The following is a 25,337-nucleotide window of genomic DNA, read 5'->3' as shown; positions in this document are numbered from 1 at the left end:
TCTTTTAAAATATGGATTACAAATCGCCCTTTATCAAGCGTAGTTTCTTCAATACTTCTACGTTAATAAAGGGCGATTTATTTGTGCATTTGTTCATTATCAATTTAGGTTATCTGAGCTAGTTCTTCAAGCGTTCGGATCATATATTCCACAAGGTTTGGGATGTCCGACATGTTATCTTCATTGATTTTGTGAGGGAATTTCAGTTCAATTGTATTGTTGTAAACGAGGGGTTCTTCGCTATAAACACAGCTAAGCGTCTGAACGGGCTCGACCTGTGGCTCCCAGATGACCTGCAATAGATTCGATATTCTCCGGCACTGCTCAGGGATTTTCGTAACCTTGGTGTAGAAGCGAAGTGATAAAGCACATCCTGCTTGTTCACCCGGCAATTCTAATATTTCGGCAGCTAGATCTTTCAAAAAAGCTTCAATCCGGATTTCAGCGGAAGCTCCTGTCTTTGGGACAAGATCGAACTTGAGCGTAAAAGCTCGTGACATAATAGCCATATCCATCTGGTCTGTTCGGCCCGTGACTATAATCCGCTCGTCTAGATTATCCAGATCATAGACTACATTTTCCACCGCAACCTTCAAATTTTCGAATATGGTTGGATCGAACATTCAGACACTTCCTTCTGACAGTAATGAGTAAAATCATGACATGATTGTGGATAATATACCACACCCTGTAAGGCTGAGGAAACTGCATAGCGCATTTTGCTTGTTTCATCGAGAAGATTATTCGATTGACTGGTATAAAAGTAGAGTGGTAATATGTTCCTTGACAGTAAAATTAATTTTACCGGTAAATTAATGTGAGGTGTTAAAGTGTCCATGACTGGAGTGTATTACATCAAAACTCATGAACAACTGAAGTCTATCGCAGACCCACTGCGAACCAAAATTTTAATGAATCTAGTGAAGCATGAATACACCGGTCAACAGTTGGCTGAAATGCTGGAGATTACCCGGAACAATATCTATTTTCATCTGAAAGAGCTGGAGAAGCATGAAATAATTCAAGTTGTCAGGAAGGAAGAGAAGAACGGTATCGTTCAGAAATATTATCGTGCCGTAGCAAGCCGCTTTATTCCAGAGGATCATCTTCTTCCGAGTGAGGATTTAATCGAAACGTCCAGACAGGTGTTCATGGAAACAATAGAGACAACGAGAAAGAAGCTCATGAATGCGCCGTCCTCATCTTTTGCACTGAATTCTAAGCATGAGACGATGAGGAAGAACCTTGCTGCTATGTATTCCCTACGAGGAAGTGAGGAGAGCTTCACCAATTTCATTGAAGAGTTCAAGACTCTAGTAGATAAACATTTTGTGAAGAAGACTGAAAATGGTGAAGCAAGCGAGATCGGGGTGAATCAGAGCTATTATGTATCACTTATCGGCTTTCCCGATGATGGTGCGGACGTAATAATTCAATCTAAAAATTCCCTTAATACAGAATCTTGAATCGTGAGGAGTACATATGAACAACTACCCAATCGTAATTGATGATGCATGGTTTACGGTGTCCAAAATTGACAATGAGACGTTCGTAATCAGCGAATATGGTCACTGGGAGAAAGTCCATTCTTACCTGTTAATCGGGCGCGATAAGGCAGCACTTATTGATACGGGTCTTGGCATCGATCAGATCAAGCGAATGACCGATCAGCTTACCGATTTACCTATTGAGGTGCTTACGACGCATGTCCATGCAGATCATATAGGAAGTCATGGTCAATTCGAGAAAATTCATGTTCATGAAGCTGAAGAGGATTGGCTAGTAAACGGGATTCAGAAGCTGAGTATTGAGCAGATTCGAAAAGATATATCCCGGGATATTACAAGGCCGGTGCCCGATACATTCGATCCGAAAACCTATAAACCATATCAGGGACAAGGGGCGGGTCTACTCCATGATGGAGATGTTGTTGAGCTGGGAGACCGTAATCTGACGGTGTTTCATACGCCGGGTCACTCGCCGGGACATATCTCATTGTTTGATACGAGCCGCGGTTATCTCTTCACGGGAGATCTATTATATGATGAGACGCCGGTGTATGCCTTCTATCCGACAACTGATCCGGAGGAGTTGGTGAACTCACTTGAACGAATCGCTCGGCTAAATGGAGTAAACAAAATATTTGGCGGTCATAACACCATTGGACTGGAACCCGAATTACTTCTGGAGGTGCAAGCGGCGGTTAAAGAGCTGCGGGAGCAAGATGTCATCCGTCACGGTACGGGGATTCATCGGTTTAAGGGGTTTAGTGTGCAATTTTAAATGGATAGGGAAGGGGTACCTTACTTTTGCTGCAACTTTAGCGAAAAGGGTGTCTCTTTTTTAGTAATATTGAAATTTGTTCTTTTCATCTCATGATCGCACCGATATGATAAACAGGACAGGATTACTACGAAAGATTATCTTTGAGTGCTGTGAAAATGCAAAAGAGGCGCAATTATTTCTGAAAGCGGTATCATAAATGGCTTAAATCTTGTTTTCTTTTCATGAGAGCGTGTGATACCCGCAATATGAGGGATATCCGATTTAAACAAAAGGAGGTTATACGATAGTGGCCAAAAAACCAAACATTCTGTTGATTACAAGTGACCAACAGCACTGGAACACCATAGGTGCATCAAACAATGAAATTTCGACACCGAATCTGGATCGTCTTGCACGTGAAGGTACGGTGTTTTCGCGCGCTTATTGCCCAAATCCAACTTGTACGCCTAGCCGCTCATCCATTATTACGGGCATGTATCCAAGTCAGCATGGAGCTTGGGCGCTTGGGACCAGACTGTCCGAGAATATCCCCACAGTTGGAGAGGCCCTTCAGACCGAAGGATACCAGACTGCACTCATTGGTAAGGCGCATTTTCAACCATTGGTTTCAACCGAGGAATATCGATCCGTCGAGGCGGTTCCACAGCTTCAAGATCTAGATTTTTGGCGGGATTTCACTGGGCCGTTCTATGGATTCGAGCATGCGGAAATGCTGCGAAACCATGCTCATGAGCATTTGGTAGGTCAACATTACGCGATCTGGATGGAAGAGCAGGGATTCGATTGGAAAGCGCATTATTCAGAGCCGACAGGCAGCCTTGACCCTGCAGCAGAGCATCGCTGGTCGTTGCCAGAGGAGTATCATTATAATGCATGGATTGCTGAACGAACGAATGATTTGATGGAAGGTTATGCTGATCGCGAAGAGCCTTTTTTCCTATGGGCGAGCTTTCCCGATCCGCATCCACCATATCTGGTGCCGGAGCCTTGGGATTCCATGTATGATCCAGAGAAGCTTACTTTACCCGAGTTGCATCCCGGTGAGCATGATACGAATCCGCCGCATTTCGGTATGACACAGCTGCAGCATCCGGATTACTCTTTATATCAAGAGACTGGCAAAGGGGTCCATGGCTTATATACACACCTTATTCCCCGTGAGAAGCAGCAGCAAAATATGGCGGTCTATTATGGCATGATTAGCTTTATGGACAAGTATGTTGGACGAATACTAGATAAGCTTGACGAGCTCGGTCTGTCAGAGGATACGATCGTTGTTTATACGACAGATCATGGTCATTTTTTTGGTCAACATGGTTTACAGTTCAAGGGAGCGTTCCATTATGAAGACCTACTGAAGTTGCCGTTTATCGTTCGCTATCCCGGAAAGGTTCCGGCAGGGCAGACCGAATCAGCGCTGCAGTCGCTCGTCGACCTGGCACCAACATTCCTCTCGTTTGCTGGTGGAAAGACACCGCGTACGATGACAGGGGTAGATCAGAGCGAGGTATGGCAGGGGAAACAATCTGCTGCAAGAAATCACATTATCTGTGAGAATCGTAACGAGCCGACCTTGATGCATGTCAAAACGTATGTTGATGAACGCTACAAGCTGACGGTGTATTATGAAAGGCCATACGGAGAGCTGTTTGATCTGCAAGACGATCCTGGTGAGCTTCGTAATCTGTGGGATGACCCACGGTACAGCGAACTGAAAGCAAAACTTATGCATTGCTTCTTAATGGCTGAGATGGGCAAGGAGCCGATGCCAATGCCTCGTCTTCACCATGCGTAATTGTTATGAGGTTGGTGATAGAGCTTTCGTGAAGATGGTAGAGGAGGCGTGAATATGTCTAAAACGCAAACACCTAACATATTGCTGATCATGACAGATCAGCAGCGATGGGATACGCTGGGCTGTTATGGTAACGAAGTGATTGAGACGGCTAATCTGGATGCATTGGCTGCTGATGGTACGGTGTTCGAGAACGCTTATTCACCTTCACCGTCCTGCGTTCCCGCTAGAGCGTGTTTACTTACGGGGATGGACCCGTGGCACACAGGAATACTTGGCATGGGAGCAGGCCAAGGCCCGATGGAGAACGGATTTAAAAGCACGCTTCCCGGAGAGTTGGCGAATGCGGGATACCATACGCAGGGGATTGGAAAAATGCATTTTTACCCGCAACGCTCATTAAATGGATTTCATCATACATTGCTGGACGAGTCCGGTCGCGTGGAAGACCCCGGTTTTGTATCCGATTATAGGGCATGGTTCGACCGTAACAAGACAGGCCCCTATGATTACGTCGAACATGGTATTCACTGGAATTCGTGGATGGCAAGACCTTATCATGCACCCGAATATTTGCATCCGACGAATTGGACCGTAAACGAGTCAATCGAGTTCCTCAAGCGGAGGGACCCGCGCAAGCCTTTCTTTCTGAAAACATCTTTCGCTAGGCCGCACTCGCCTTATGACGCGCCTGAATTTTACTTCAATTTGTATGATAATAAACAATTACCTGAGCCTACGATTGGAGACTGGGCGCATATTCATGATAAACCAGCGGATGCAGTAAGTCCTGTTGCATGGCGGGGTGTACGTAAGCCGGATGAAATAAAGCGTGCCCGAGCAGGCTACTACGGTCTAATTCATCATATCGATCATCAGATTGGTCGCTTAATTCAGTACTTGCAGAAAGCTGGATTGTACGGGAACACGATGATCGTCTTCCTGTCCGATCACGGGGATATGCTCGGTGATCATCATCTTTGGCGCAAAACGTACGGTTACGAAGGCTCAGCTCATATTCCAATGATCGTCAAGCTTCCGAATGGTTATGGTTCGGTTAAAGCTAGGGTTGATGCGCCGGTTACAATGCAGGACATCATGCCGACAATATTGGATGTCGCTGGACTGGATATCCCGAAATCCGTGGATGGACGAAGTATGGTAGGACTGATGAGGGGCCAAGCCGAAGCCGAAGCTGGAGACACAGATGGGTGGCGGGCATTCGTTCATGGGGAGCACTGCTCCTGTTATTCGGATGAACAGGAGATGCATTACCTCACAGATGGTAAGACCAAATATATATGGTTCCCGCGTCTGCACAGTGAGCAATTATTCGATCTGAGTAGTGATCCGGGCGAATGTCGGAACCTAGTGGATCAGGAGGATGCTCAGCAGTTACTGCTGCAATGGAGGCAGAGGCTTGTGGACCTACTTTCGGAGCGAGATGCAGGTCTGACAAGTGGGACTGAATTGGTTAGTCAAGCCGGAAAGCCGTATTTGGTTTCTCCATATTATAAGGAACGTGTGGATACCAAGGGGTAAGGGCATTATTCGTTAGCCATAAAGCTATAATCTGTACGAAAGAACAGTTAGAAATTACGCTTCAACCCTGTATGCATAAATGGGCGTTGATATAGGAAAGAAAAAACAATGAGGCAGGACTCTTGTGAGCCCCGCCTCATTGTTTTAGGTAGGAAGACTGTTATCACATGTGTGGATACTTAATAGCTCCGGTCCATATTTTTCCCATAATAGATCTCAGCCATTTCAAGCTTAAGACGTTCCGTAATTTCTTGCTGTTCTTGTGGCGAAAGCTTATCTTTCGTATAGCCGAATAGATAATTGTCGAGATCGAATTGCTTGAGCTTGCATTTGGTATGAAAAATGTTCTCTTGATACACATTGACATCGATCATGTCATATAACTCTTGAGCATCTTCTGGAATATAGTTCTGGATCGAACTGATTTCATGATCGATAAACAGCTTTTGTCCGTTGATATCCCGCGTAAATCCACGAGTCCTGTAGTCGATCGTCATGATGTCTGTATCAAAAGAATGGATAAGATAATTCAGTGCTTTAAGAGGTGAGATTTCTCCGCAAGTTGATACATCGATATCCGCACGGAAGGTGCTGATGCCCTCATCCGGGTGATACTCGGGATACGTATGAACGGTGATATGACTTTTGTCCAGTTGTAGAACCACATTATCTGGTAATGGACCAGGAGATTCATCATAAGATGCTTCGGGTACCTCGATGACAGGACCCTCGGAGACGAGAACCGTAACGCTTGCACCTTGCGGCACATAATCTTGCTGCGCGACATTAAGCACATGTGCTCCGATGATATCGGAAACATTTTTCAATATTTTGGTTAAACGTTTGGCGTTATACTGTTCATCGATATACTCAATGTATGCTTCCCGTTCAGCTTTAGTTTTTGTATAGCAGACATCATACATATTAAAACTAAGTGATTTCGTAAGGTTGTTGAAACCATGCAGGGTAATACGCTGTTCTGATTCTGCTCTCATATACCATTTCCCCTTATGATCAAGTTTGTCTTAAATCCCATGGTGTTCCTATCTTTTCCACGGATCTGATTTCTTACTCTTGAAGGATCGAATTCATGCAGATATGATGTGTTTACCCGATTCCTCTTCGTTTTTAACAGGTGGGATTGAAGTAAAATACAAAAAAAGGCTGATCTCACATTATCGTGGATCAGCCTTTACGGTATGTTATTATTTCGTTATTAATCTCTAGTCTCTAGGGTAATTCATTGCCATGATGTCCATAAACGGCACCTTCAGGATCTCTCCTCTTGAAGTGACATGAACTCGACCGGTCCTTGAATCCATCTTAATAATCTGCCCTCTAACGGTTTCTTCCCAACCCCACACCGTGAGTTCGATCTCTGACTCCTCCTGAAATGCTTCTGAGAGTTGATTTCCAAGCTCTTCAAGTACAAACTCGTCCCTTGTCGGTCTCTTGGGAACTTTAGCTTTAGCCATAATATAATCCTCCTAAATACTGTGAGTCATGATGAACGATTAAAGTGATTAATATATGAAATGCGTATGTGATCATCAATGAATGACTTTAGTGGTTTGATATTATCATTATAATGCTTATTGTCATCTTAGCCAAAAGTAATAAGCTGGGTTGAGATAAAAAGCAGCCTCCACAGTTTATTCACCGTGGAGGCTGTCTCAATAGCAATAACTATAGTGTAATCATTTTTGATGTCGCTAGATCTTTCTCGCACACATTGAAGAGCTCCATGTACAGTGAGCCCAATCGCTTTTGATGTAAAGCTTTTACTAAAGAGAGAACATCATATAGTTAAGCTCCTCAAGATAAGGGTTCCACCAGCCCTTAGCGATGATATGTCCTCCGCGAAGCCCCATAAAGCTTTAAAACTCGAACTCATACTCATGAATTGTATCTTAGAAATGAGAGATGATTTTTAGACGAAGTCTCTTGAATCTCAAGTATACAGTGGGGTAAATCACGTGTCCTTTAGCATATTCTCATCCGTTCTGCCTTATCTTCTTCGTTATGATATTCAAACAGTCCCAAACGATTTCCCCACGGATCAGTAAAGGTCGCCCACCTCACGGGAACCTCTGACCGCGAATGGATCTCAAAGTGTTCGACTTGTAGGTGCCTCATGATTCGTTCGCGCTCATCATCCAGATTATTCACCCCGAGGCGAAGGGGGCCACTTCCTGCAGCTCGGGTTCCTTCAGCAACCTGTAGCCAGCAACCGGGAAGCAGCTCCCATTCCGCAAATCCTTCATGGGGGACGAAATCTGGCTGTCGTTTCAGCAAAGTCTCATACCAAGCCTGTCCTGTCTGCATATCCGTTACTCGTATTTGGATCGTCATTTCATAGATCATCGTATTAATCCCCCGCAAATTCTAGCAGCTCTATGACATTTCCGAATGGATCTCTTATCGCACTGTAGGTACCCGGAGGACAAGCTTGAGGCGTATCAAAAAGAACCTCAATTCCTCTAGCTTTGAAATCTGCAATGGAAGCTTTCAGATCATTCGTCTGAATACCGAGCACGACTTGGGCTTCGTGTGGATAATCCACCTTCGTTACGGTATCAACCTTGTTCAGAATGAGAGGGATGTGCTCATGCTTTAACCCGATAATGTAATCCTCATCGTATACGGTGGAGATTTGAAATCCGAGGATATCGCAATAAAAGGCTACCGCCTTTTTCATATGGGTCACATTAATGGAAATAACACAGATGTTGTGCATATTGTACGGTCTCCTTTATTCGCAGCAAAGCATACCTTCACCAGATTCGATGTTCGATTTCAAGCTCCCTAGCATCTGTTCCCATGCCTGTACATGCCATTCTCTAGCTCGTAACCAGTCATCGGAATCTTTCCAGCCTGTATGCAGAAGTGTGATATCCAAATAGATCCCTACTCTCTCCATGATAGAATCAGCTTCGATTTCTTATACTGAGATTATAACTGGAAACAGAAGCAGGAAATTCTCCTACTTTGCGCTTTTTCTTTTATCTTGTTCGAATAATAAAAGTGGAAGGTTGACGACAATCGGAGGATCGATGGGATGTGGCTCCCTCAGTGTTAGTTGCAGGTCCATATCTGTTGTTTCGTCAACCAAAATAGAAGTTTCATACTTCCCCCGCAGTGAGCGGTCAAGCAGGAAATAATCCTTCGGATTCATGCTCCAAGGAATACCGGCAGCTAGCAAATAATAGGTTCCGTGTGGAATACCAGAGAATTGGCATGTTCGTTTCTGAAAATTCAGCGCGGTCCCAGTAACAGGTCTCTGGTCAGGAACGGGACGGGGGAATAAACCTACAAAGATCAACCCTTGGAATGAATCTGGCGTTGTTATCTGACATCTTATGCGGGGGAGCAGACGTTCCTGCTCCTGAGGTAGGGCTAGTGGTGTAGACGCATACTGATTTATGTAGCTGTGAAGGGATTCCGAAGAGGCTCGAAACCGTTTTGGCGATTGGCCTACAAATTGCTTGAACCTCGTAAGAAAAGATCCCATACTGGTAAATCCGATCGAATACAATACTTTGACAAGCATCGATGGCTCTTTCAATAGATAAGCCTTGCCGGACTCGATCCGCAAGGCTGAAAGATACTGGCGGACCGAGATGCCGGTAATGGATTTGAACACTCTAGAAAAGTGGTAAGGACTATAGCCAGCATAATTAGCGAGCTGTCTCGTAGTAATATCTTCATTCAGATGTTCTCTCATATACATAATGACTTTTTCTACTGTTTCAGTATGACTGTCGTTCATGACTGAATCTGACGAAACGGATACATGAAAGATTTCGGAACCTTGCTCTCAAATCGCATAAGCTGACCGTCGGTTGGGTGGATGAAGGCAAGAACATTGGCATGAAGACCGAGCCTGCCGATGATTTTCGATTTCGATCCGTATTTTTTATCACCTACAATAGGATGACCGATGTCTTCCATATGTACGCGAATTTGATTTTTGCGTCCCGTCTCCAGATGGACTTCGAGCAGGGAGTAGTTTCGGTTCGATTCGATGGTCTTATAATGGGTGATTGCGTGCTGGCCGTCATTTGGATAAGGACTCGAGTACATTCTCAGTGTGCTGCTTTCTTTTAGCCATGATGAAATCGTATCTTCTGGTTTCTTAACGGCTCCTTCAACAAGAGCAATATAGGTGCGTTCCTTCACCGTGTCCTGCCAGCTATTCTGAAGTGCCTGCTGTACCTGTTCGCTTTTGGCAAACATCATGACACCGGAGGTATCGCGGTCAAGACGGTGAACAACGAAGATACGTCCGTTTGGATTTTGGCTCCGAACATGCGCCATTAACTGCCGGTAAGCTGTCATCTCATTCTCTTTTGGAGAAGCTACGGATAGAAGACCCGCATCTTTTTGAATAACGATGACGTCATCATCCTCATGTAGAATAGATAGACCGATAAGCTCCACCTTGTCCGCTGCTTTATCTTTACTGAGCGAGATCATCTGACCCGGAACAAGAGCGTGGTTGTATGCCGTGATCGCTTGTCCATCTACGAATACTTGTCCACGAGCGAGAAGAGACTTGATTGAGTTACGGCTTAAGTTGGAAATGTTGTTTAGTAGGAATGTGAGCAATTCTGCTGGTTCTGTTACCGTATAGGTTTTAGCCGGAACCGGTTTAGAAGCTGGCTTACCAGAGCCGGCCTTATAAGGACGCCCTCCAGATTTTCGTTTGTTATCTTCAGATTTACGAGGTTTGTTCGCTTGATAGTCAGCGCCTTGCTCTGGTGATACGGATGAGCGTGTATTCGGTTGTTTATATGATTTAGGTCCCTTGGCGGGACGACGTTTGTTATCCATGGTCATTCTCCATCCTGAAGTTGATTTCAGAGTCAACTATACCATGCACTGGCGGGCAATTCCATGTATTCACGCTTGGGGCACTTTCGAACTTCGTTGAATTGGTTGCCCATTGAAGAAAACATCGGTAAACTGAAAGGATAGAGAACATGTTGCCAAGTGTAGTGCTAAGAACCAAGAGGTGAGAGTTAGGAGTTTTAATATGATAAATTTGGATTATTCCGAATCGATGGATTTAAATACAGCGCGGGAATATTTGCAGAAGTATTACGGCTATCCCGATTTCCGTGAAGGGCAGAAAAAGATTGTCTCGAGCCTTCTGGAAGGCCGCGATACGCTCGGTATTATGCCTACAGGTGGAGGTAAATCGATCTGTTATCAAATTCCGGCGATGATGCGTCCGGGATTAACCCTCGTTATCTCTCCGCTGATTTCACTCATGAAGGATCAGGTAGATGCCTTGACGACAGCTGGGGTTTCAGCCGCTTATATTAACAGTACACTCAGCGGTAAAGAAGTGAATGATCGAATCCGTGCGGCGAAGCGGGGCGAGCTGAAACTGCTGTATGTAGCTCCAGAGCGGTTAGAGTTAGACTGGTTCAGGGATGAGATGGCAGAGCTTCAGATATCCTGCGTAGCTGTAGATGAAGCACACTGTGTATCTCAGTGGGGACATGATTTCCGGACGAGCTATTTGTCAGTGGCTCCTTTTGTGAAAGGCCTGCCGGATCGTCCGATATTGGCAGCCTTTACGGCTACTGCCACACCAGAGGTCATGGAGGATATGCAGCGGCTACTTCGTCTCGAGGATCCGCAAGTGTTCGTCACAGGCCTTGGACGTGACAATCTGGAAATGTCTGTTCTACGAGGGGAGAACAAGCGAGAATATGTACTGGATTATGCTGCATCACATACGCATGAGTCCGGTATTATTTATGCTGCCACACGTAAGGAAGTCGATGATTTGTGTCAGCGTCTGCAGCAACAAGGATTGTCGGCAGGACGTTATCATGCGGGGATGAGTGACGCAGAGCGTGCTTCCAGTCAGGAGGCTTTTCTGTATGACGATATCCGGGTAATCGTTGCAACCAATGCGTTTGGTATGGGGATTGATAAATCAAACGTGCGATATGTCATTCATTATAACATGCCGAAAAATATGGAGTCCTACGTTCAAGAGGCGGGTCGTGCAGGCCGAGATGGCGAGCAGAGTCAATGTATTTTGTTGTTTAGTGCACAGGATATTATGACTCAGAAGTTTCTAATTGAGCAGAATCCCCAGGATTCCGAACGAAAGCACAATGAATACCGGAAGTTACAGCAGATGATCGACTACTGTTATACGACACGCTGTCTCCGCAGTGCGATGCTCGATTATTTCGGTGAAGTACATGAAGATAAGCCCTGCGGAACATGTAGTTCTTGCACAGACGATCGCGAACTGATTGATATTACAGTGGACGCACAGAAGATTTTTTCTTGTATCCACCGAATGCGTGAACGCTTTGGCGTATCGATGGTCGCATCGGTGCTGAAAGGCTCCCGTGCCAAAAAAGTGCTCGAATACGGATTTGACCGTTTACCTACATATGGGGTTATGTCCAGTCGAACAGAGAAGGAAATCGCGGAGACGATTAATGTACTTATCTCTGAAGGTTTACTCGCCCTTTCCGAGGGGCAGTATCCTGTAGTGAAACTGCAGAGTGCTGCAGCTGAGGTACTGAGAGGACAGCGTGAAGTGATGCAGCGGGTACCGCGTCCATCTAAGACAACTGCAGGACAGCGAAGCGGTAGGAAGCGAGATACCTCTCCATCAGCTGTTAATGAGACTGTGTTCGAACAACTGCGTCTCATCCGCCGCGAACTGGCAAGCCGCGAGCACGTGCCATCTTATATTATTTTTAACGATGCGACTTTGCGTGAGATGAGTGTGGTCTGTCCGCAGAGTGAGGATGAAATGCTGAACGTTAAAGGGGTCGGAGAAGTGAAATTCCGTAAATATGGAAAGCCATTCCTGGATTTTTTCTTGAAACAGTCTGAGAGCGATGACCATCATGATTATGAGCCTGGGTATGAATAGATGAAATTGATGAAATAACGATAAGTAAGAGATAAGTAAGGATTAGCGTATACGATACGATTGATATAGATCCTGGAATAATTTTAGTGAAGGTCGTGAACCATGAAAGTCATTTTGTCCACATTGAACGCCAAGTACATCCATACATCCCTCGCCATTCGCTGCTTGAAGGCATACAGTGAGAAGGATTTCGACATTGAATTAACTGAGTATACGATTAAAGACCCTGTGATGAATATTGTCTCTGATCTGTTTGTTCGAAAACCATCAGTTATCGGCTTCTCCTGTTACATCTGGAACATTGAAGAGACTATTAAAGTCATTGATATTGTGAAAAAGGTCATGCCAGAAGTTACGATCATTTTGGGTGGACCTGAAGTATCCTATGATACCACCTATTGGATGGAGCGACTACACAACGTCGATTTCATCATTATGGGTGAAGGGGAAGAGACGCTGAACCATCTCTTGAAGGAGATAGAGGGTGACCGCAAATATCATCTTGTGTTCGGAACAGCCTATCGGAAGAACGATGAGGTGATCATTAACCCGCCACGTCCGAAAGCTGAGCTGAGTGATCTACCTTCACCGCACCGGTTTGCGGAGGATGTGCCCCATCTGGGCAAACGTGTAGTTTATTTTGAGACAAGCCGTGGATGTCCGTTTAACTGTCAGTTCTGTCTTTCGAGTATCGAGGTGGGTGTACGTTATTTCGATATTGAGCGGACGAAGTCGGATATTCTGTATCTGATTGAGAACGGAGCGAAGCTAATTAAATTCGTGGACCGTACCTTTAATATCAAACGTGATTATGCACTGGAAATGTTTCAATTTCTGATTGAAAATCATCAGGGCTGTGTGTTCCAGTTCGAGATTACGGCTGACATCATGCGCCCAGAGGTGCTAGAGTATCTGGCAGAGAATGCCCCTCCTGGTGTGTTCCGTTTCGAGATTGGTGTTCAATCGACGAATGATCCGACGAATCAGCTGGTCAAGCGCCGTCAGAATTTCTCCAAGCTTTCTCGTACCGTTAACATGATTAAGGCAAGTGGGAAGATTGACCAGCATCTGGACTTGATCGCAGGCTTGCCACTAGAGGATTATGATACATTTCGGAAAACATTTAATGATGTGTTTGCCCTCGGACCGGAAGAGCTCCAGCTCGGTTTCCTGAAGATGCTACGTGGTACCGGTATGCGAATTGATGCTCATAAATACAACTATACGTATATGGATCATGCGCCATATGAAATTTTGGGCAGTGATGTAATGCCTTTCTCAGACATTGTGAAGTTGAAACGTCTGGAGGATGTACTGGAGAAGTATTGGAATGCCCACCGGATGGACCATACAATTAATTATTTAATGGCACATGAATTCACATCACCATTTGATTTCTTTCAGGAGTTCGGAGATTATTGGGAAGCTCAAGGCTGGCAGAAAATTGGGCATCAGCTTGAGGATCTATTCACAAGGTTGACAGCATTCCTCGAGAACCGTCAAACTCCGCGTATGGAGGTTATCTTGGGACTGATGAAATTCGATTATTTCCTGGGACATAAATATAAGCCGCGCAAAATTTGGTGGGATTTCGTACAGGATAAAACGGAGTGGTCAACTCATTTGAAACAAGCGGCGGAACAGCAAGCCGATTTCTCTGAAGGTTTCGCTGAACTTGGACTTGGAGAACGGGAGCTGCAGAAGCATGCGATGATTGAAGTCCTTCCTTTCAATCTGGAAGAAGTTATTCATCAAGGCACGAGCGGGACAGCTGATCACAATGATCGTGATTCCCGAACAATGCTTGTAGTTTTGTACCAACAAACAGAGGACGGTCGTCCACAATATTTTACAAAAACGGTTTAATAATGACCTCGATCCGGCAATCTAACGGGTAGAGGAGTGGTGATCATGATAGATAACATGAATTCTAGACGCAAAGATGAAGAAGAACCAACCGTTGCACCTGGGATGGATCGTAATGTGATGCTTCGCGAGGAAGCGACTGAAGAAGAAGTGAAGCGAGGCGACTATACCGAGGTTACGGAGTTCATCATTGACCGGACACCCGAAGAAAGAGATCTATCTGAGAATTGACGAATCTATAGGAACTACATGTAAATAAATAAAAAGCAAGCAGGCGCTCAAAGATTCAGCTTTGGGCGGCCTGCTTCTTTTTGTTGATTAATAGAAGCATATTCAGCACATAATGAAGAGCTTCATCCACTAAGTCGATAGGTCTCAATCCTAACTTAGGAAATCTGCTTCTGACGAAGCCTCCCCTCTCGGCGCAGCTCCGTACACTCACGGAATGCACACTGGGTACATGCTATACAGCGGTCATACTGGATGTTATGAAGAGCATAATTTAAAGCTTCACCTGTATGCTCGAAGAAATGTTCTTCTCCAATGATGGCGTGAAGTCCTGTCTTTTTAAGCAGCTTCATTGGTTGCTGGCGGATCCCGGAGATGATAACAACGACGCCTTGTTCCTTGAGACTATGAACGAGTCTGGAGAAGTTCGATTCGCCGGACGTATCCATGTAAGGTACGTTCCCCATACGAAGTAGCACGACCCGAAGCTCAGGGTCTGCAAGCAACTTCTGTCCGAAACTTTCGAATGCGTGTGTTGCACCGAAGAATAAGGGACCCTCAATATTATAAATACCAATCTGAGAGCAGTTGTGATCTTCGGTTACAATATGCGCCTGCACCTTTTCATTATGTGAAGAGTGGTCTGGTAACACTTTATTTACAGTCAGCATGCCGCTCATTCGTTTAATGAACAAGATAACAGCTAAGGCCAGCCCAGCCTGAACGGCTAGAGTTAAAGTTGTAAACACCGTCAGCAAGAAAGTGACTAGCAAAATAAGCGAGTCGCCTGTTCGTGTCTTAAGCATTTGTCTAAATGATTTATGCTCACTCATATTCCAAGCAACGACCATCAGAATAGGGGCCATACTTGCGAGTGGAATATTCGAGGCATAGGGAGCGAACAGTACAACAATCAACAAAACGACAACACCATGAATAACGCCTGATATTCTAGATACCGCACCACTCTTAATGTTTGTCGCGGTGCGTACAATTGCTCCAGTGGCTGGAATACCTCCAAACAGTGGGGCGGCCATATTGGCTATGCCTTGTCCTATTAATTCGCGATTACTATTATGCTTGGTACCTGTCATTTCGTCAGCTACAACAGCCGACAGAAGTGATTCAATACTTCCAAGCATCGCAATAATGAGAGCGGGCTGTATCATCATTACAACACGATCCCAAGTGATCTCCATAGGGGTGAACTGAGGCAAGCCAGCAGGGATAATGCCGTAGGCTGAACCTATAGTTGTGACTTTACCTGGGAATAGCCATGCAGCAACCAAGGTAGTCACGATAATGCCTACAAGCGATGCTGGAATCTTAGGTAAATATTTAGGCATGACAAGAAGTATCACGAGACAGATCAATGCAATGACCACACTGTATAAGTTTAACGAAGAAATCCGTAGGAATATCTCCTTCATATTATCGAAAAAATATTCATGACGTTCTACACCCTGAAGCCCAAGGAAATTCCCAATTTGTCCACTGAATATGGTGACCGCAATCCCTGAAGTAAACCCAATAGTGACTGGTTTGGGTATGAATCGAATTAAGGAACCTAGACGTAGAAGCCCCATGAGTACGAGAAATATACCAGCCAAGAATCCGGCAATCAGCAGGTTCTCATAACCGTACTGAAGGACAATAGTGAGCAGGATTGGAATGAAAGCTCCGGTCGGACCCCCAATCTGGTACTTGGAGCCCCCGAGTAATGAGATTAATACGCCTGCGATAATTGTTGTATATAGACCATACTCCGGCTTAACACCCGAGGCAATAGCAAAAGCCATGCCTAAAGGAATGGCAACGATCCCCACGATACATCCCGAAATTAGATCCTTTCGAAATGCATTTGCCGAGTAATGACTGAATTGTCCCATCCATTTCATAAAAGCTACCCTTCTTTTCTTATTTTTTGAATCACGTTATTCCTATGATTGTTTACTGATATCCTCCAAGAGGGATATGGACTCTACCAGATGGTTGTTGAATATTTGCCGAGCGACCTCCAGTAGGTCCTTGATTAAAGGATCCCGCAGTGAATAGATCACGGTAGTACCTTCTTTTACCGTACTGACGAGGTTTTTAGCGCGAAGTACGGCGAGCTGTTGTGAGACGGCAGAACCTTCCGATCCAATCATTCCTTGGAGTTCATTCACATTTCGCTCCCCTTGACTTAATATTTCAAGAATGCGGATTCGCATTGGATGAGCGAGTGCTTTGAAAAAATCAGCCTTAAACTGTTGAATACCTCGTTCCATAACGGTTATCTCCTTGGTTTCATATCTTTATATATCTGAATTTTTGAAGATTTGAATCGCCAACCATGTTAGCATGATTGTTTCATTTTGAAAGTGATAAATGTAACTCTTTGTAATTTTCTGAAACGATAAAGAGTGGGGAAATATGCATATATTTCAGGTTCGAGAGCGCATAAAAAAACCGCCTAAAAGAATATATCTTTAGGCGGCCTCTTAATAACTAAAGGGTATTGTATGTCGCGGTTAATAAATGGTGGAGAGTGCCAGTTTACAATACAGGATCTGAAGTACAAGTTTGCTCATGATCAGCTACTTGTCCTTCTAACCAATCGAGTACATCTGCAGCAACCTCATCACGGTTAATCTCATGCAGCATTTCATGACGACCGCCAGGATACAGACGGTACTCTAGATGCTTAACACCAAGCTTATGGTAGAGATCGATAAGGTTGCGAACTCCTTTTCCGTGCATACCTACGGGATCTTGATCGCCCGAGAAGATGAAGACTGGTTTATCTTTAACAAGCTTACTCAGCATTTCTGGTGTATGGATCTGTCGGAGTAAGTGGAAGAACTCCCGGAAGAAGCGAGCGGAACATATCTGACCGCAGTAAGGGTCATTGATGTAACGTTCGACTTCCTGTGGATCTCTGGATAGCCAGTCAAAAGGAGTCTTAATCGAGCCAAAGCCTTTGTTATAAGGTCCGAACACAATCGCGTTGATAAGAACGCTCCTGTGAACAGCTCCCTTCATCCTGATCTGAGCAGCAGCAAGATATTCTCCGAAGCGTAGCAAGCCGCGAGGCCCATTCGAACCGGATAAGATGAAACCGTCAAAATGATTCGCATGGGTGCACATTATTCTTTGTGTGATGAAAGACCCCATACTGTGCCCGAGTAAGTAATGTGGAAGATCGGCATGTCGCTCATGGATGATATCTGATAAGAGGATGATATCCTCGATCATCCCTTCGAAACCGTTTTCTCCAGCATCACCTAAAGCTTCTAGACTTTCAGCTGTCCTCCCATGTCCCCTATGATCATCGGCGTAGACAGCGTAACCATGCTGTGTAAGCAGAGCAGCAAGTTCCGCATACCTGGCTCCTGTTTCACTAACGCCGTGAACGATTTGAAGGACAGCTTTGATGCTCGTACCCGGATCAGGAAGCCATTGATACACAAAGATGTTCATGGCCTGATTGTTGAGCATTGTAAACGTCTCGGACTGCATCGCTTTTACGGCACCTCCACAAAACGATTTATTACCAGCCTACTTATATCCTAAACAGAATTAAGGCAGATAAGAACGAAGAACTGTTGAATTTCCTTCCAGTGTATAAGCTCCAAGGTTTGCAGGTAGCAGGAAGCATTGTCCGGATGTGTATGCTTGGGAACCGCCATCCCATTTCAGGGTGCCCTCGCCGTCACACATGACTAGGATGGTGAAGCTATCTTCTGTTGTTGTGAGGTTCCAAGGACCATCAACGATTCCTTTTTCAACGATGAAATACGGCGACTTAGCAAGCTGTAACCATTCACCTGCGACTGCACCTTCAGTGCTCATCGTTGTAGCGCCAGAGCCCTCATATGCGGTTACATTCAAGGAATCCTCAATATGAAGCTCACGAGGCTTACCATCTAGACCTGGACGGTTGTAATCGTATATGCGGTAAGTTGTATCCGAGTTCTGCTGGATTTCTGCTACGACAACGCCAGCACAGAGTGCATGAACTGTTCCGGCTGGTATGTAGAATGTATCGCCAGCTTTTACAGGTACCTCTTGCAGGGAATCCATGACTTTACCACTTTCAAGGGCATGTCTTAGATCCTCACGAGTAACGCCTTCTTTCAGACCATAGATGATTTTGGCATCAGGTTTCGCGTCCAGTACGTACCACATTTCAGTTTTGCCCAATTCGCCTTTAGGTAGTCCTTCATAATCATCAGTTGGGTGCACTTGAACGGACAGATCATCATTACAGTCGAGTAGCTTGATCAGGAGAGGGAAACGACCGTTAACCTCAGAGAAGCCTTTCTTACCGAACCATTCAGAGCCAAGTTGTTCACGAACTTGGTCTAGACCAAGTCCTGCAAGCTCACCATTTACAACGGAAGTCGTACCGTTTGGATGATCAGCAATCATCCAGCCTTCGCCGATATGACCTTCCGGAATATTAAGACCGAACTGCTCAAGGGCACGTCCGCCCCATACACGTTCTTTGAATTCAGGTTGAAATAATAAAGGATACGGTTTTGTCATGATGCTTCATCTACCTTTCAAAAACATAGTATTGGATATGATAGCTAAAAAAGCTTACTGCTATCATAACGGCTTCTTTCGTTCAAGCGCAATAAGGTAAGGTGCATTTGGACGTTGGATGCCTCGATACACGATAGCTTGGGCTGTACGCTGGGGGAGAGCAGAAGCCCATGCTTCTACAGCGGCGGCTTCTTGTTCTCCACCTTCATGACCAGGATATAGAACGATCGTTACAACACCTCCAGGAGCAAGCAGTTCTAAGCTAGCTTCGAGTGCAGAAAGGGTGCTATCGGTCAAGGTAATGATATGTTTATCCGCTTGTTCAGAAGGCAGGTAACCGAGATTGAACATGATCACTGAGATTTTTCCGTGGTACTCAACCGGGATACATTCCTTCATGTTGGAGTGACTGTCCTGGTATAAGGAGACATTTGCTAATCGTTCGCCTGATTCCTTCGATAGTCTGCGCTGGGTCAGCTCTAAAGCTTCTTTCTGGATGTCAAAAGCAAATACCTGACCGCGTGGACCAGCCAGCTTGGCAAGGAACAGTGTGTCTGCCCCAGTCCCCGCTGTGGCATCCACAGCGAATCCACCCGGATGAAGACGTCCTTCTGCAAGCTTGTGGGCAAAACTTAGAACAGATAAAAAGCCCATTAGAATTTCCTCCACATCTTACCTTGCCAGGTGTCACGTTCTTTTAGCTCGCGGTCAATAGAATTAAGCACTTCCCATTTCTTCAAGCTCCATGTGGGTCCGATTAATAAATCTCGAGGTGCATCTCCTGTCAGGCGGTGAACAATCATCTCTGGCGGCAAAAATTCTAATGTATCAACGATGAGCTTAATATACTCATCTTGTTCTAGGAAGCGAAGAAGACCTGCTTCATACTGCTTCACCATTGGTGTTTTGCGCATTAGGTGCAAGAGGTGAATCTTTATACCTTGCACGTCCATATTGGCAACCGCACGTCCGGTATCCAGCATCATCTCGTGACTCTCTTGAGGGAGTCCGTAGATGATGTGTGTGCATACGCGAATGTTGTGCTTGCGTAGCTTCTGGACGGCCTCGAGATAACATTCGGTATCATGTGCACGGTTAATGAGCTCAGAAGTGGAGTCATGTATCGTCTGGAGTCCCATTTCGACCCATAAATAGGTACGCTCATTCAGCTCCGCTAGATACTCAACGACATCATCTGGAAGACAATCAGGACGAGTTGCAATAGATAAGCCTACCACTCCAGGCTGTTGCAGGATGACTTCGAAATATTCGCGCAGCTCCTCTACAGGTGCATAGGTGTTAGTATATGCTTGAAAATATCCAATATATTTCGCCTGAGGCCATTTCTGGTGCTGCTTGTCCCGAATGGTGTTAAATTGAGTGACCAGATCATCACGTCTGCGACCAGCAAAATCGCCAGATCCTCTGGCACTACAGAAGGTGCATCCACCTTTCGCAATTGTGCCATCACGGTTCGGGCATGTGAAGCCAGCATCAAGCATAACCTTGAAGACTTTTTCCTGAAACTGGCTGCGCATTTCATAATTCCATGTATGAAATCGTTTATCGCCCCATAGCAACGGGGCGGGGGTGAGAGGTGTATTCATGTTTGCTCCTTTTTAATTCGATTGGATGTATCACACTACGTAAATCAAATTATTATCTATTGTATCAAAAAAGAGATATTTACGTCATTCGACACAAACTTCGCATTTCCGTCACTTGATCGCATTTCATGAAATTGCTATATTTATTATAAAAGTAACGGATTCACAACAACAAAGATTGGTTAATTAAATAACAATTAAGTGGAATTCATATTTATGTTATTTCGTGGATATACTATGACCATGAGGTGATTAGAATGAATTCAACGCCAACCACCAAGAGTGATCCTAAGAAAAGTATCGCTGTGGAGTTTACCCCGGATGAAGCCTTGGCTTTGACAGGAGTAGAGTTTAATGCAAATCATGAGATCAAGGCTTCAGCGAAGCGCAAGATTCGGGCTGCATTCGAGAAGACATTTGATTTTGCAATTGAACAAAGGTAAACGACTCACAGTTTAACTATCGCGGAACCCCAATTCCAAATATAAAGAAAAGGGAACCTTTTTTTGCTATATGCAAAAGATAGAGGTTCCTTTTTCTTTTGGCTCTTTACTTTTGGGTGTAACTTCGTCACAATATTTCAGTAGAGTCAACTAATAGGATAAGTTTCGGAGGTATATCATGCGTCTACGTGGAAGAAAAGGAATCCGGGAAAATCTGGAGCAGCAGGAGGATTTGGTGGTTCTGGATCCCCGGCAATATAAAGGGAAGTGGGCTTCTTTATTTGGTAATGATAAACCGATTCATGTTGAATTCGGTATGGGCAAAGGGCAATTTATCAGCCAGATGAGTTATAAGCACCAAGATGTGAATTTTATCGGTGTGGATATGTACGATGAGTTGATCCGTCGTGCTAGCGAGAAGGGACGTAATGCTTGGGCAGGCGAAGGAGTGGAGACACCTCCGAATTTAAAGCTTGCTTTGATGAACATCGAGAATGTGGAGGACGTGTTTGAGCCTGGTGAAATTGAGCGCATATATTTGAATTTCAGTGATCCATGGCCTAAGACCAAGCATGGTCGCCGCCGTCTGACGCACCCAAGATTTCTTGATAAATATAGCGTTATTCTGAACGAACGTGGTCAGATTCATTTTAAGACAGATTCTGTGAGCTTATTTGAATTCTCTTTAAACTCATTCGCAGACTACGGTTTGCAAATGACCAACATTTCACTCGATCTTCACCGGGATGGATTGAATGAGGAATTTGTAATGACGGAGTATGAGACCAAATTCGTTGGACAAGGTGTGAAGATTCACCGTTGTGAAGTGATTATAGGTCAACAAGCACTTTCGGAGTATCAAACAGAACGTCTATCAAAATATGGAAAATAAGTGAAGTTCATGCATCTCTAAACGTGGAGAAGATGAATGATAGCGCTTGCATGCATTATAATAGAAGATATTATTCTTCGGAACTCAAAAAGGTGCCTCCTATGTCAGGAGTGCACCTTTTCATTTTCCAGCATATCGATAATACTCCGTGCGCTTTGCATCGGGTGATATCGTTGAATATTCTCCAAATTTTGTGAACGACGCTTGACGATAAGATCATATTGATTGATTAGCATGTTCATCCATTTACCGATCACTTCCAGGGACACAATGGGTTCGCCAAGTCCCTGCGCTGTAAAGTAGTGGAAATTTTCTTCTTCTTGTCCTGGTAAAGGGTGGTGAAACAACATCGGAATTCCTTTAGCGAGGCCTTCTGTACACGTCATTCCGCCTGGCTTGGTTACGAGCAGATCGGAAACCTCCATCAGCTTATCCACTTCACGAGTAAAGCCGAACAAGCGGATATTTGGGTGTTGATAACGTGGGTTGTTCTCCATTTCAATACGGGCATCGTCATTATTACCGAAGCAGAATATGACCTGTATTTCTTCGCGCCATCTGGTCAAATATTCATGAACGACCTGATCATTCATCATTCCCCAGCCGCCGCCCATGACAAGAACCGTAGGCATATTAGAGAGGTTGAATTTTTGACGGATATCCTCTTTGCTTGGTCGCTCCCAGAAGTCAGGATGGATGGGGATACCAGTCACCTGAATTTTAGCTTGGGATACCCCGCGGTTTAGCAGCTTGTGTTTCACTTCTTGAGTCGAAACGAAATATCGATCAACCTCTGGACTGATCCAAGTATCATGCGCGTCATAGTCTGTTATGACCGTACATAGCGGAACATTGGTACCTAGGCGCTTAAGGCGTGAAATAACAGCACTCGGGATGAAGTGTGTACACACGATGATGTCGGGGCGTAACTGCTGGACAACATTTTTAGTACTCGTATAGAAGATTCGGTGCAACGCAAGTGTAGTGAACCGATTGAAGGATTTTTGATGACGATACATGTAACCAATTAGTCGCGGCTGGGACGTAAGTGTCTTACGATAGGCCGATATGATTAAGGGAGCTATCTTCGGATTAAGGAAGCTTCCGAGCTCCATCACCCTTGTTTGAATGTTTGGCGATAACTGCCGTAAACTGCTGGAGAGCGCATGAGCGGCCTGTGTATGGCCGGCGCCAAAGCCCTCCGATAACAGTAATACTCTTTTTTTTGCCACTCTTTATTTCACCCGTTCCTGCAGCGTTATTCATTATCCATAACATATCGACTTTAAGAAAAGAATGCAACCGATATGAGCCCGACATACGTATGAAAAGGTTTTATTCACAATATGACCCATTGGAGTAATGTCACCATTCGCCAATTTATGGAATGATAATCATCATAGCCAAGGACCAAGGTCTTGGGTCCTGTTATCCCAACTCGCTATGTGGTGAATGGTCAAATGGGTATTTCATGTGTGAAAAAGTAAGGATGAGCGATTCGAACTTTGACGAAAATAGAGGTCTATAGACTTTTGACTTGGAGTAGAGTTACCGCTACAATGATTCAAATGAGCTGCAAAAAGTTTAAAAAGACTTGGAGTCTGAAACAAACTTTTTAACCATTTATTCCGTCTAAGAAGTGGCGGACAAAAAAAATTCTGAGAAAAAAGGCATGCAGAGAAATAAAAAACAAGAAAACAGATGAAAATAAGAACTAATGCCGTTTGAATCGAAGCTTGCTGGCATGCTGAAAGCGAGCGAAGCTCTTTTTAACAAGATACCTCGAAATTAGAGCTATTCACGCTTTTGACAAATGATCTTAAAGTGTGGAAAATCGATATGACGTGCGAAACAGTTCTGTGACACTGGAGCTATGCCGTTAAACAAAGACAGTTACAAAGGGTCATGAAAGAAAACAGAAACTAAGAGAAATAGAAAAAAACATTACATTCTCGAGGTAAAAAAGGGGGTTTTGGAGAATCATGACAGACGCCATCTTTATCGCGCTTCAACTTTTTTTAGCCGCGGTTGGTGTGTACCAGTTTGCATTCTCTTTATTTGGACTGTACAAGAAAAAGAAAAAGAAAAATTTCGAACCGACAAAATCATTTGCGGTGCTCGTTGCAGCCCATAATGAAGAGCAAGTAGTCGGGGCTTTAATGGAAAATCTAAAGCAGCTTAACTATCCAAAAGATCTATACGAAGTGTTCGTTATTTGTGATAACTGTACAGACCGGACGGCAGCCATTGTACGTGAGCATGGAATGAATGCTTGTGTTCGTACGAATCAGAATCTCCGTGGTAAAGGTTATGCGATCGAATGGATGCTGAAGGAATTGTGGGCTATGCCTAGACAGTACGATGCGGTTGTTATGTTTGATGCCGATAACTTGGCACACCCAGACTTCCTGACTGAAATGAACAATGATCTTTGTTCTGGAGCGAAGGTTATCCAGGGCTACATCGATACGAAGAATCCTGAGGATTCATGGATTACCGCTGCGTATGGTGTGTCCTATTGGTACATCAACCGTCTGTGGCAGTTATCCCGTCACAACTTGAATATGGCTAACTTCCTTGGTGGTACGGGTATGTGCTTCGAGACGAACCTGCTCAAGGAAATTGGTTGGGGAGCAACAAGCCTCGTTGAGGATTTGGAGTTTACAATGCGCAGCGCAATGCGTGGTATTTATCCGAAATTCAACTACGATGCGAAGGTGTTTGACGAGAAACCTCTGACATTTAAAGCTTCCGCAAGACAACGTTTGCGTTGGATGCAGGGCCACTTTACGGTTGCGCGCCGTTATTTCTTCCCGCTGATCTGGCGTGCGATTAAAGAACGAAGCATTATCAAGCTCGATCTCGCACTTTATGGTCTCAATGTATATATCGTGCTGCTCACGTTTATATTAACTGCGATACTGTGGGCTGATGCTGCTCTATTTGGTGGCCCTCATATTGCTAATTTATATGGGTATCTGCCGATATGGCTTAGCTTCACAGCGATTGCTGCGAATATCTTTACATTCATGATCGCTATGATTTTGGAGAAGGTAACGTTTAAGAAAGTTTATGCTTATCTGATTCTATTCCCGGTATACCTGTTGTCTTGGTATCCGATTACGGTTTATGCTTTCTTCACACAAAATAACAAACAGTGGAGTCATACCGAGCATACACGTGTGGTTCGTTTGGAAGAAGTTCAGAGCAAGCAAGGCTAAATAAAGTTATAACA

General features: G+C 44.6%; 25 protein-coding genes. 10 read left to right on the top strand and 15 right to left on the bottom strand.

The genetic code is table 11. The annotated features are described in order from the left end of the window. Positions 1-104: 104 nt before the first annotated feature. Positions 105-623, bottom strand: coding sequence for a hypothetical protein (locus ACK8P5_RS20165; RefSeq protein WP_422658036.1), 519 nt, complete (start codon positions 621-623; stop codon positions 105-107). Positions 624-836: 213 nt separating this feature from the next. On the opposite strand from ACK8P5_RS20165, the gene ACK8P5_RS20160 reads away from it, so the two are divergent. The 4 genes from ACK8P5_RS20160 to ACK8P5_RS20145 all read left to right on the top strand — a co-directional run bounded on the left by ACK8P5_RS20160 (position 837) and on the right by ACK8P5_RS20145 (position 5,623). Beyond that, a complete protein-coding gene (locus ACK8P5_RS20160) occupies positions 837-1,466 on the top strand; it encodes an ArsR/SmtB family transcription factor (RefSeq protein ID WP_422658035.1) in 630 nt (209 codons plus the stop codon). 16 nt (positions 1,467-1,482) lie between these two features. Then, positions 1,483-2,283, top strand: coding sequence for an MBL fold metallo-hydrolase (locus ACK8P5_RS20155; protein WP_422658034.1), 801 nt, complete (start codon positions 1,483-1,485; stop codon positions 2,281-2,283). Between the two features lie 289 nt (positions 2,284-2,572). Then, on the top strand, positions 2,573-4,081 hold the full coding sequence (locus ACK8P5_RS20150) for a sulfatase (protein WP_422658033.1): 1,509 nt from the start codon (positions 2,573-2,575) through the stop codon (positions 4,079-4,081). A 54-nt stretch (positions 4,082-4,135) separates the two neighbouring features. Beyond that, positions 4,136-5,623: an arylsulfatase gene (locus ACK8P5_RS20145; RefSeq protein ID WP_422658032.1), complete on the top strand. Its 1,488-nt coding sequence runs from the start codon at positions 4,136-4,138 to the stop codon at positions 5,621-5,623. A gap of 179 nt (positions 5,624-5,802) precedes the next feature. On the opposite strand, the gene speD is transcribed toward ACK8P5_RS20145, so the two are convergent. The 7 genes from speD to ACK8P5_RS20110 form a co-directional block, all read right to left on the bottom strand. After that, the gene (speD, locus tag ACK8P5_RS20140) at positions 5,803-6,618 is read right to left on the bottom strand and encodes an adenosylmethionine decarboxylase (RefSeq protein ID WP_422658031.1); all 816 of its coding nucleotides are present in this window, start codon (positions 6,616-6,618) and stop codon (positions 5,803-5,805) included. A gap of 228 nt (positions 6,619-6,846) precedes the next feature. Beyond that, complete coding sequence (locus tag ACK8P5_RS20135; RefSeq protein ID WP_422658030.1) at positions 6,847-7,098, bottom strand: YolD-like family protein; 252 nt, start codon at positions 7,096-7,098, stop codon at positions 6,847-6,849. 508 nt (positions 7,099-7,606) lie between these two features. Further along, the gene (locus ACK8P5_RS20130) at positions 7,607-7,987 is read right to left on the bottom strand and encodes a VOC family protein (protein WP_422658029.1); all 381 of its coding nucleotides are present in this window, start codon (positions 7,985-7,987) and stop codon (positions 7,607-7,609) included. A 4-nt stretch (positions 7,988-7,991) separates the two neighbouring features. Continuing rightward, positions 7,992-8,360 carry a VOC family protein gene (locus ACK8P5_RS20125; protein WP_422658028.1) on the bottom strand — a complete coding sequence of 123 codons (369 nt, stop codon included), beginning with the start codon at positions 8,358-8,360 and terminating at the stop codon, positions 7,992-7,994. A 15-nt stretch (positions 8,361-8,375) separates the two neighbouring features. Then, positions 8,376-8,543: a hypothetical protein gene (locus tag ACK8P5_RS20120; protein WP_422658027.1), complete on the bottom strand. Its 168-nt coding sequence runs from the start codon at positions 8,541-8,543 to the stop codon at positions 8,376-8,378. Between the two features lie 63 nt (positions 8,544-8,606). Continuing rightward, complete coding sequence (locus tag ACK8P5_RS20115) at positions 8,607-9,347, bottom strand: helix-turn-helix transcriptional regulator (RefSeq protein WP_422658026.1); 741 nt, start codon at positions 9,345-9,347, stop codon at positions 8,607-8,609. A gap of 41 nt (positions 9,348-9,388) precedes the next feature. Continuing rightward, on the bottom strand, positions 9,389-10,456 hold the full coding sequence (locus ACK8P5_RS20110; protein ID WP_422658025.1) for an RluA family pseudouridine synthase: 1,068 nt from the start codon (positions 10,454-10,456) through the stop codon (positions 9,389-9,391). A 202-nt stretch (positions 10,457-10,658) separates the two neighbouring features. Here ACK8P5_RS20110 and recQ point away from each other — a divergent pair, with 202 nt between their 5' ends. The 3 genes from recQ (at position 10,659) to ACK8P5_RS20095 (ending at position 14,633) form a co-directional block, all read left to right on the top strand. After that, the gene (gene recQ / locus ACK8P5_RS20105; protein WP_422658024.1) at positions 10,659-12,536 is read left to right on the top strand and encodes a DNA helicase RecQ; all 1,878 of its coding nucleotides are present in this window, start codon (positions 10,659-10,661) and stop codon (positions 12,534-12,536) included. Between the two features lie 102 nt (positions 12,537-12,638). Continuing rightward, positions 12,639-14,402 (top strand): B12-binding domain-containing radical SAM protein, encoded by a 1,764-nt coding sequence (locus tag ACK8P5_RS20100; RefSeq protein WP_422658023.1) that lies wholly within the window; start codon positions 12,639-12,641, stop codon positions 14,400-14,402. Positions 14,403-14,447: 45 nt separating this feature from the next. Beyond that, positions 14,448-14,633, top strand: a complete 186-nt coding sequence (locus tag ACK8P5_RS20095) for a hypothetical protein (RefSeq protein ID WP_422658022.1) — start codon at positions 14,448-14,450, stop codon at positions 14,631-14,633. 155 nt (positions 14,634-14,788) lie between these two features. Here the strand turns inward: ACK8P5_RS20095 and ACK8P5_RS20090 are convergent, their stop codons facing one another. The 6 genes from ACK8P5_RS20090 to ACK8P5_RS20065 form a co-directional block, all read right to left on the bottom strand. Continuing rightward, positions 14,789-16,528: a SulP family inorganic anion transporter gene (locus ACK8P5_RS20090; RefSeq protein WP_422658021.1), complete on the bottom strand. Its 1,740-nt coding sequence runs from the start codon at positions 16,526-16,528 to the stop codon at positions 14,789-14,791. Between the two features lie 42 nt (positions 16,529-16,570). After that, a complete protein-coding gene (locus ACK8P5_RS20085; RefSeq protein WP_422658020.1) occupies positions 16,571-16,900 on the bottom strand; it encodes an ArsR/SmtB family transcription factor in 330 nt (109 codons plus the stop codon). Positions 16,901-17,168: 268 nt separating this feature from the next. Further along, on the bottom strand, positions 17,169-18,131 hold the full coding sequence (locus tag ACK8P5_RS20080) for an alpha/beta fold hydrolase (protein WP_422658019.1): 963 nt from the start codon (positions 18,129-18,131) through the stop codon (positions 17,169-17,171). Between the two features lie 60 nt (positions 18,132-18,191). Next, positions 18,192-19,160, bottom strand: coding sequence for a type I phosphomannose isomerase catalytic subunit (locus ACK8P5_RS20075; protein WP_422658018.1), 969 nt, complete (start codon positions 19,158-19,160; stop codon positions 18,192-18,194). 63 nt (positions 19,161-19,223) lie between these two features. Beyond that, a complete protein-coding gene (locus tag ACK8P5_RS20070) occupies positions 19,224-19,814 on the bottom strand; it encodes a class I SAM-dependent methyltransferase (RefSeq protein WP_422658017.1) in 591 nt (196 codons plus the stop codon). Next, the gene (locus ACK8P5_RS20065; RefSeq protein WP_422658016.1) at positions 19,814-20,767 is read right to left on the bottom strand and encodes a TIGR01212 family radical SAM protein; all 954 of its coding nucleotides are present in this window, start codon (positions 20,765-20,767) and stop codon (positions 19,814-19,816) included. Before ACK8P5_RS20065 ends, ACK8P5_RS20070 begins: the two co-directional genes overlap by 1 nt. 257 nt (positions 20,768-21,024) lie before the next feature. Here ACK8P5_RS20065 and ACK8P5_RS20060 point away from each other — a divergent pair, with 257 nt between their 5' ends. Next, positions 21,025-21,210, top strand: coding sequence for a hypothetical protein (locus ACK8P5_RS20060; RefSeq protein WP_422658015.1), 186 nt, complete (start codon positions 21,025-21,027; stop codon positions 21,208-21,210). A gap of 178 nt (positions 21,211-21,388) precedes the next feature. Beyond that, entirely contained in the window at positions 21,389-22,102 is a 714-nt protein-coding gene (gene trmB, locus ACK8P5_RS20055; RefSeq protein WP_422658014.1) for a tRNA (guanosine(46)-N7)-methyltransferase TrmB, read from the top strand. A 104-nt stretch (positions 22,103-22,206) separates the two neighbouring features. On the opposite strand, the gene ACK8P5_RS20050 is transcribed toward trmB, so the two are convergent. Further along, on the bottom strand, positions 22,207-23,334 hold the full coding sequence (locus tag ACK8P5_RS20050; RefSeq protein ID WP_422658013.1) for an MGDG synthase family glycosyltransferase: 1,128 nt from the start codon (positions 23,332-23,334) through the stop codon (positions 22,207-22,209). 750 nt (positions 23,335-24,084) lie between these two features. Between ACK8P5_RS20050 and ACK8P5_RS20045 the strand changes: the two genes are divergently transcribed. Beyond that, positions 24,085-25,323 (top strand): glycosyltransferase family 2 protein, encoded by a 1,239-nt coding sequence (locus ACK8P5_RS20045; protein ID WP_422658012.1) that lies wholly within the window; start codon positions 24,085-24,087, stop codon positions 25,321-25,323. Positions 25,324-25,337 lie beyond the last annotated feature (14 nt).

The sequence above is a fragment of the Paenibacillus sp. EC2-1 genome, from assembly GCF_049311625.1.
Taxonomy (GTDB): Bacteria; Bacillota; Bacilli; order Paenibacillales; family Paenibacillaceae; genus Paenibacillus_AQ.
The sequence above is the reverse complement of the archived record's forward strand: the minus strand, read 5'-3'. Positions and strand labels throughout refer to the sequence as shown.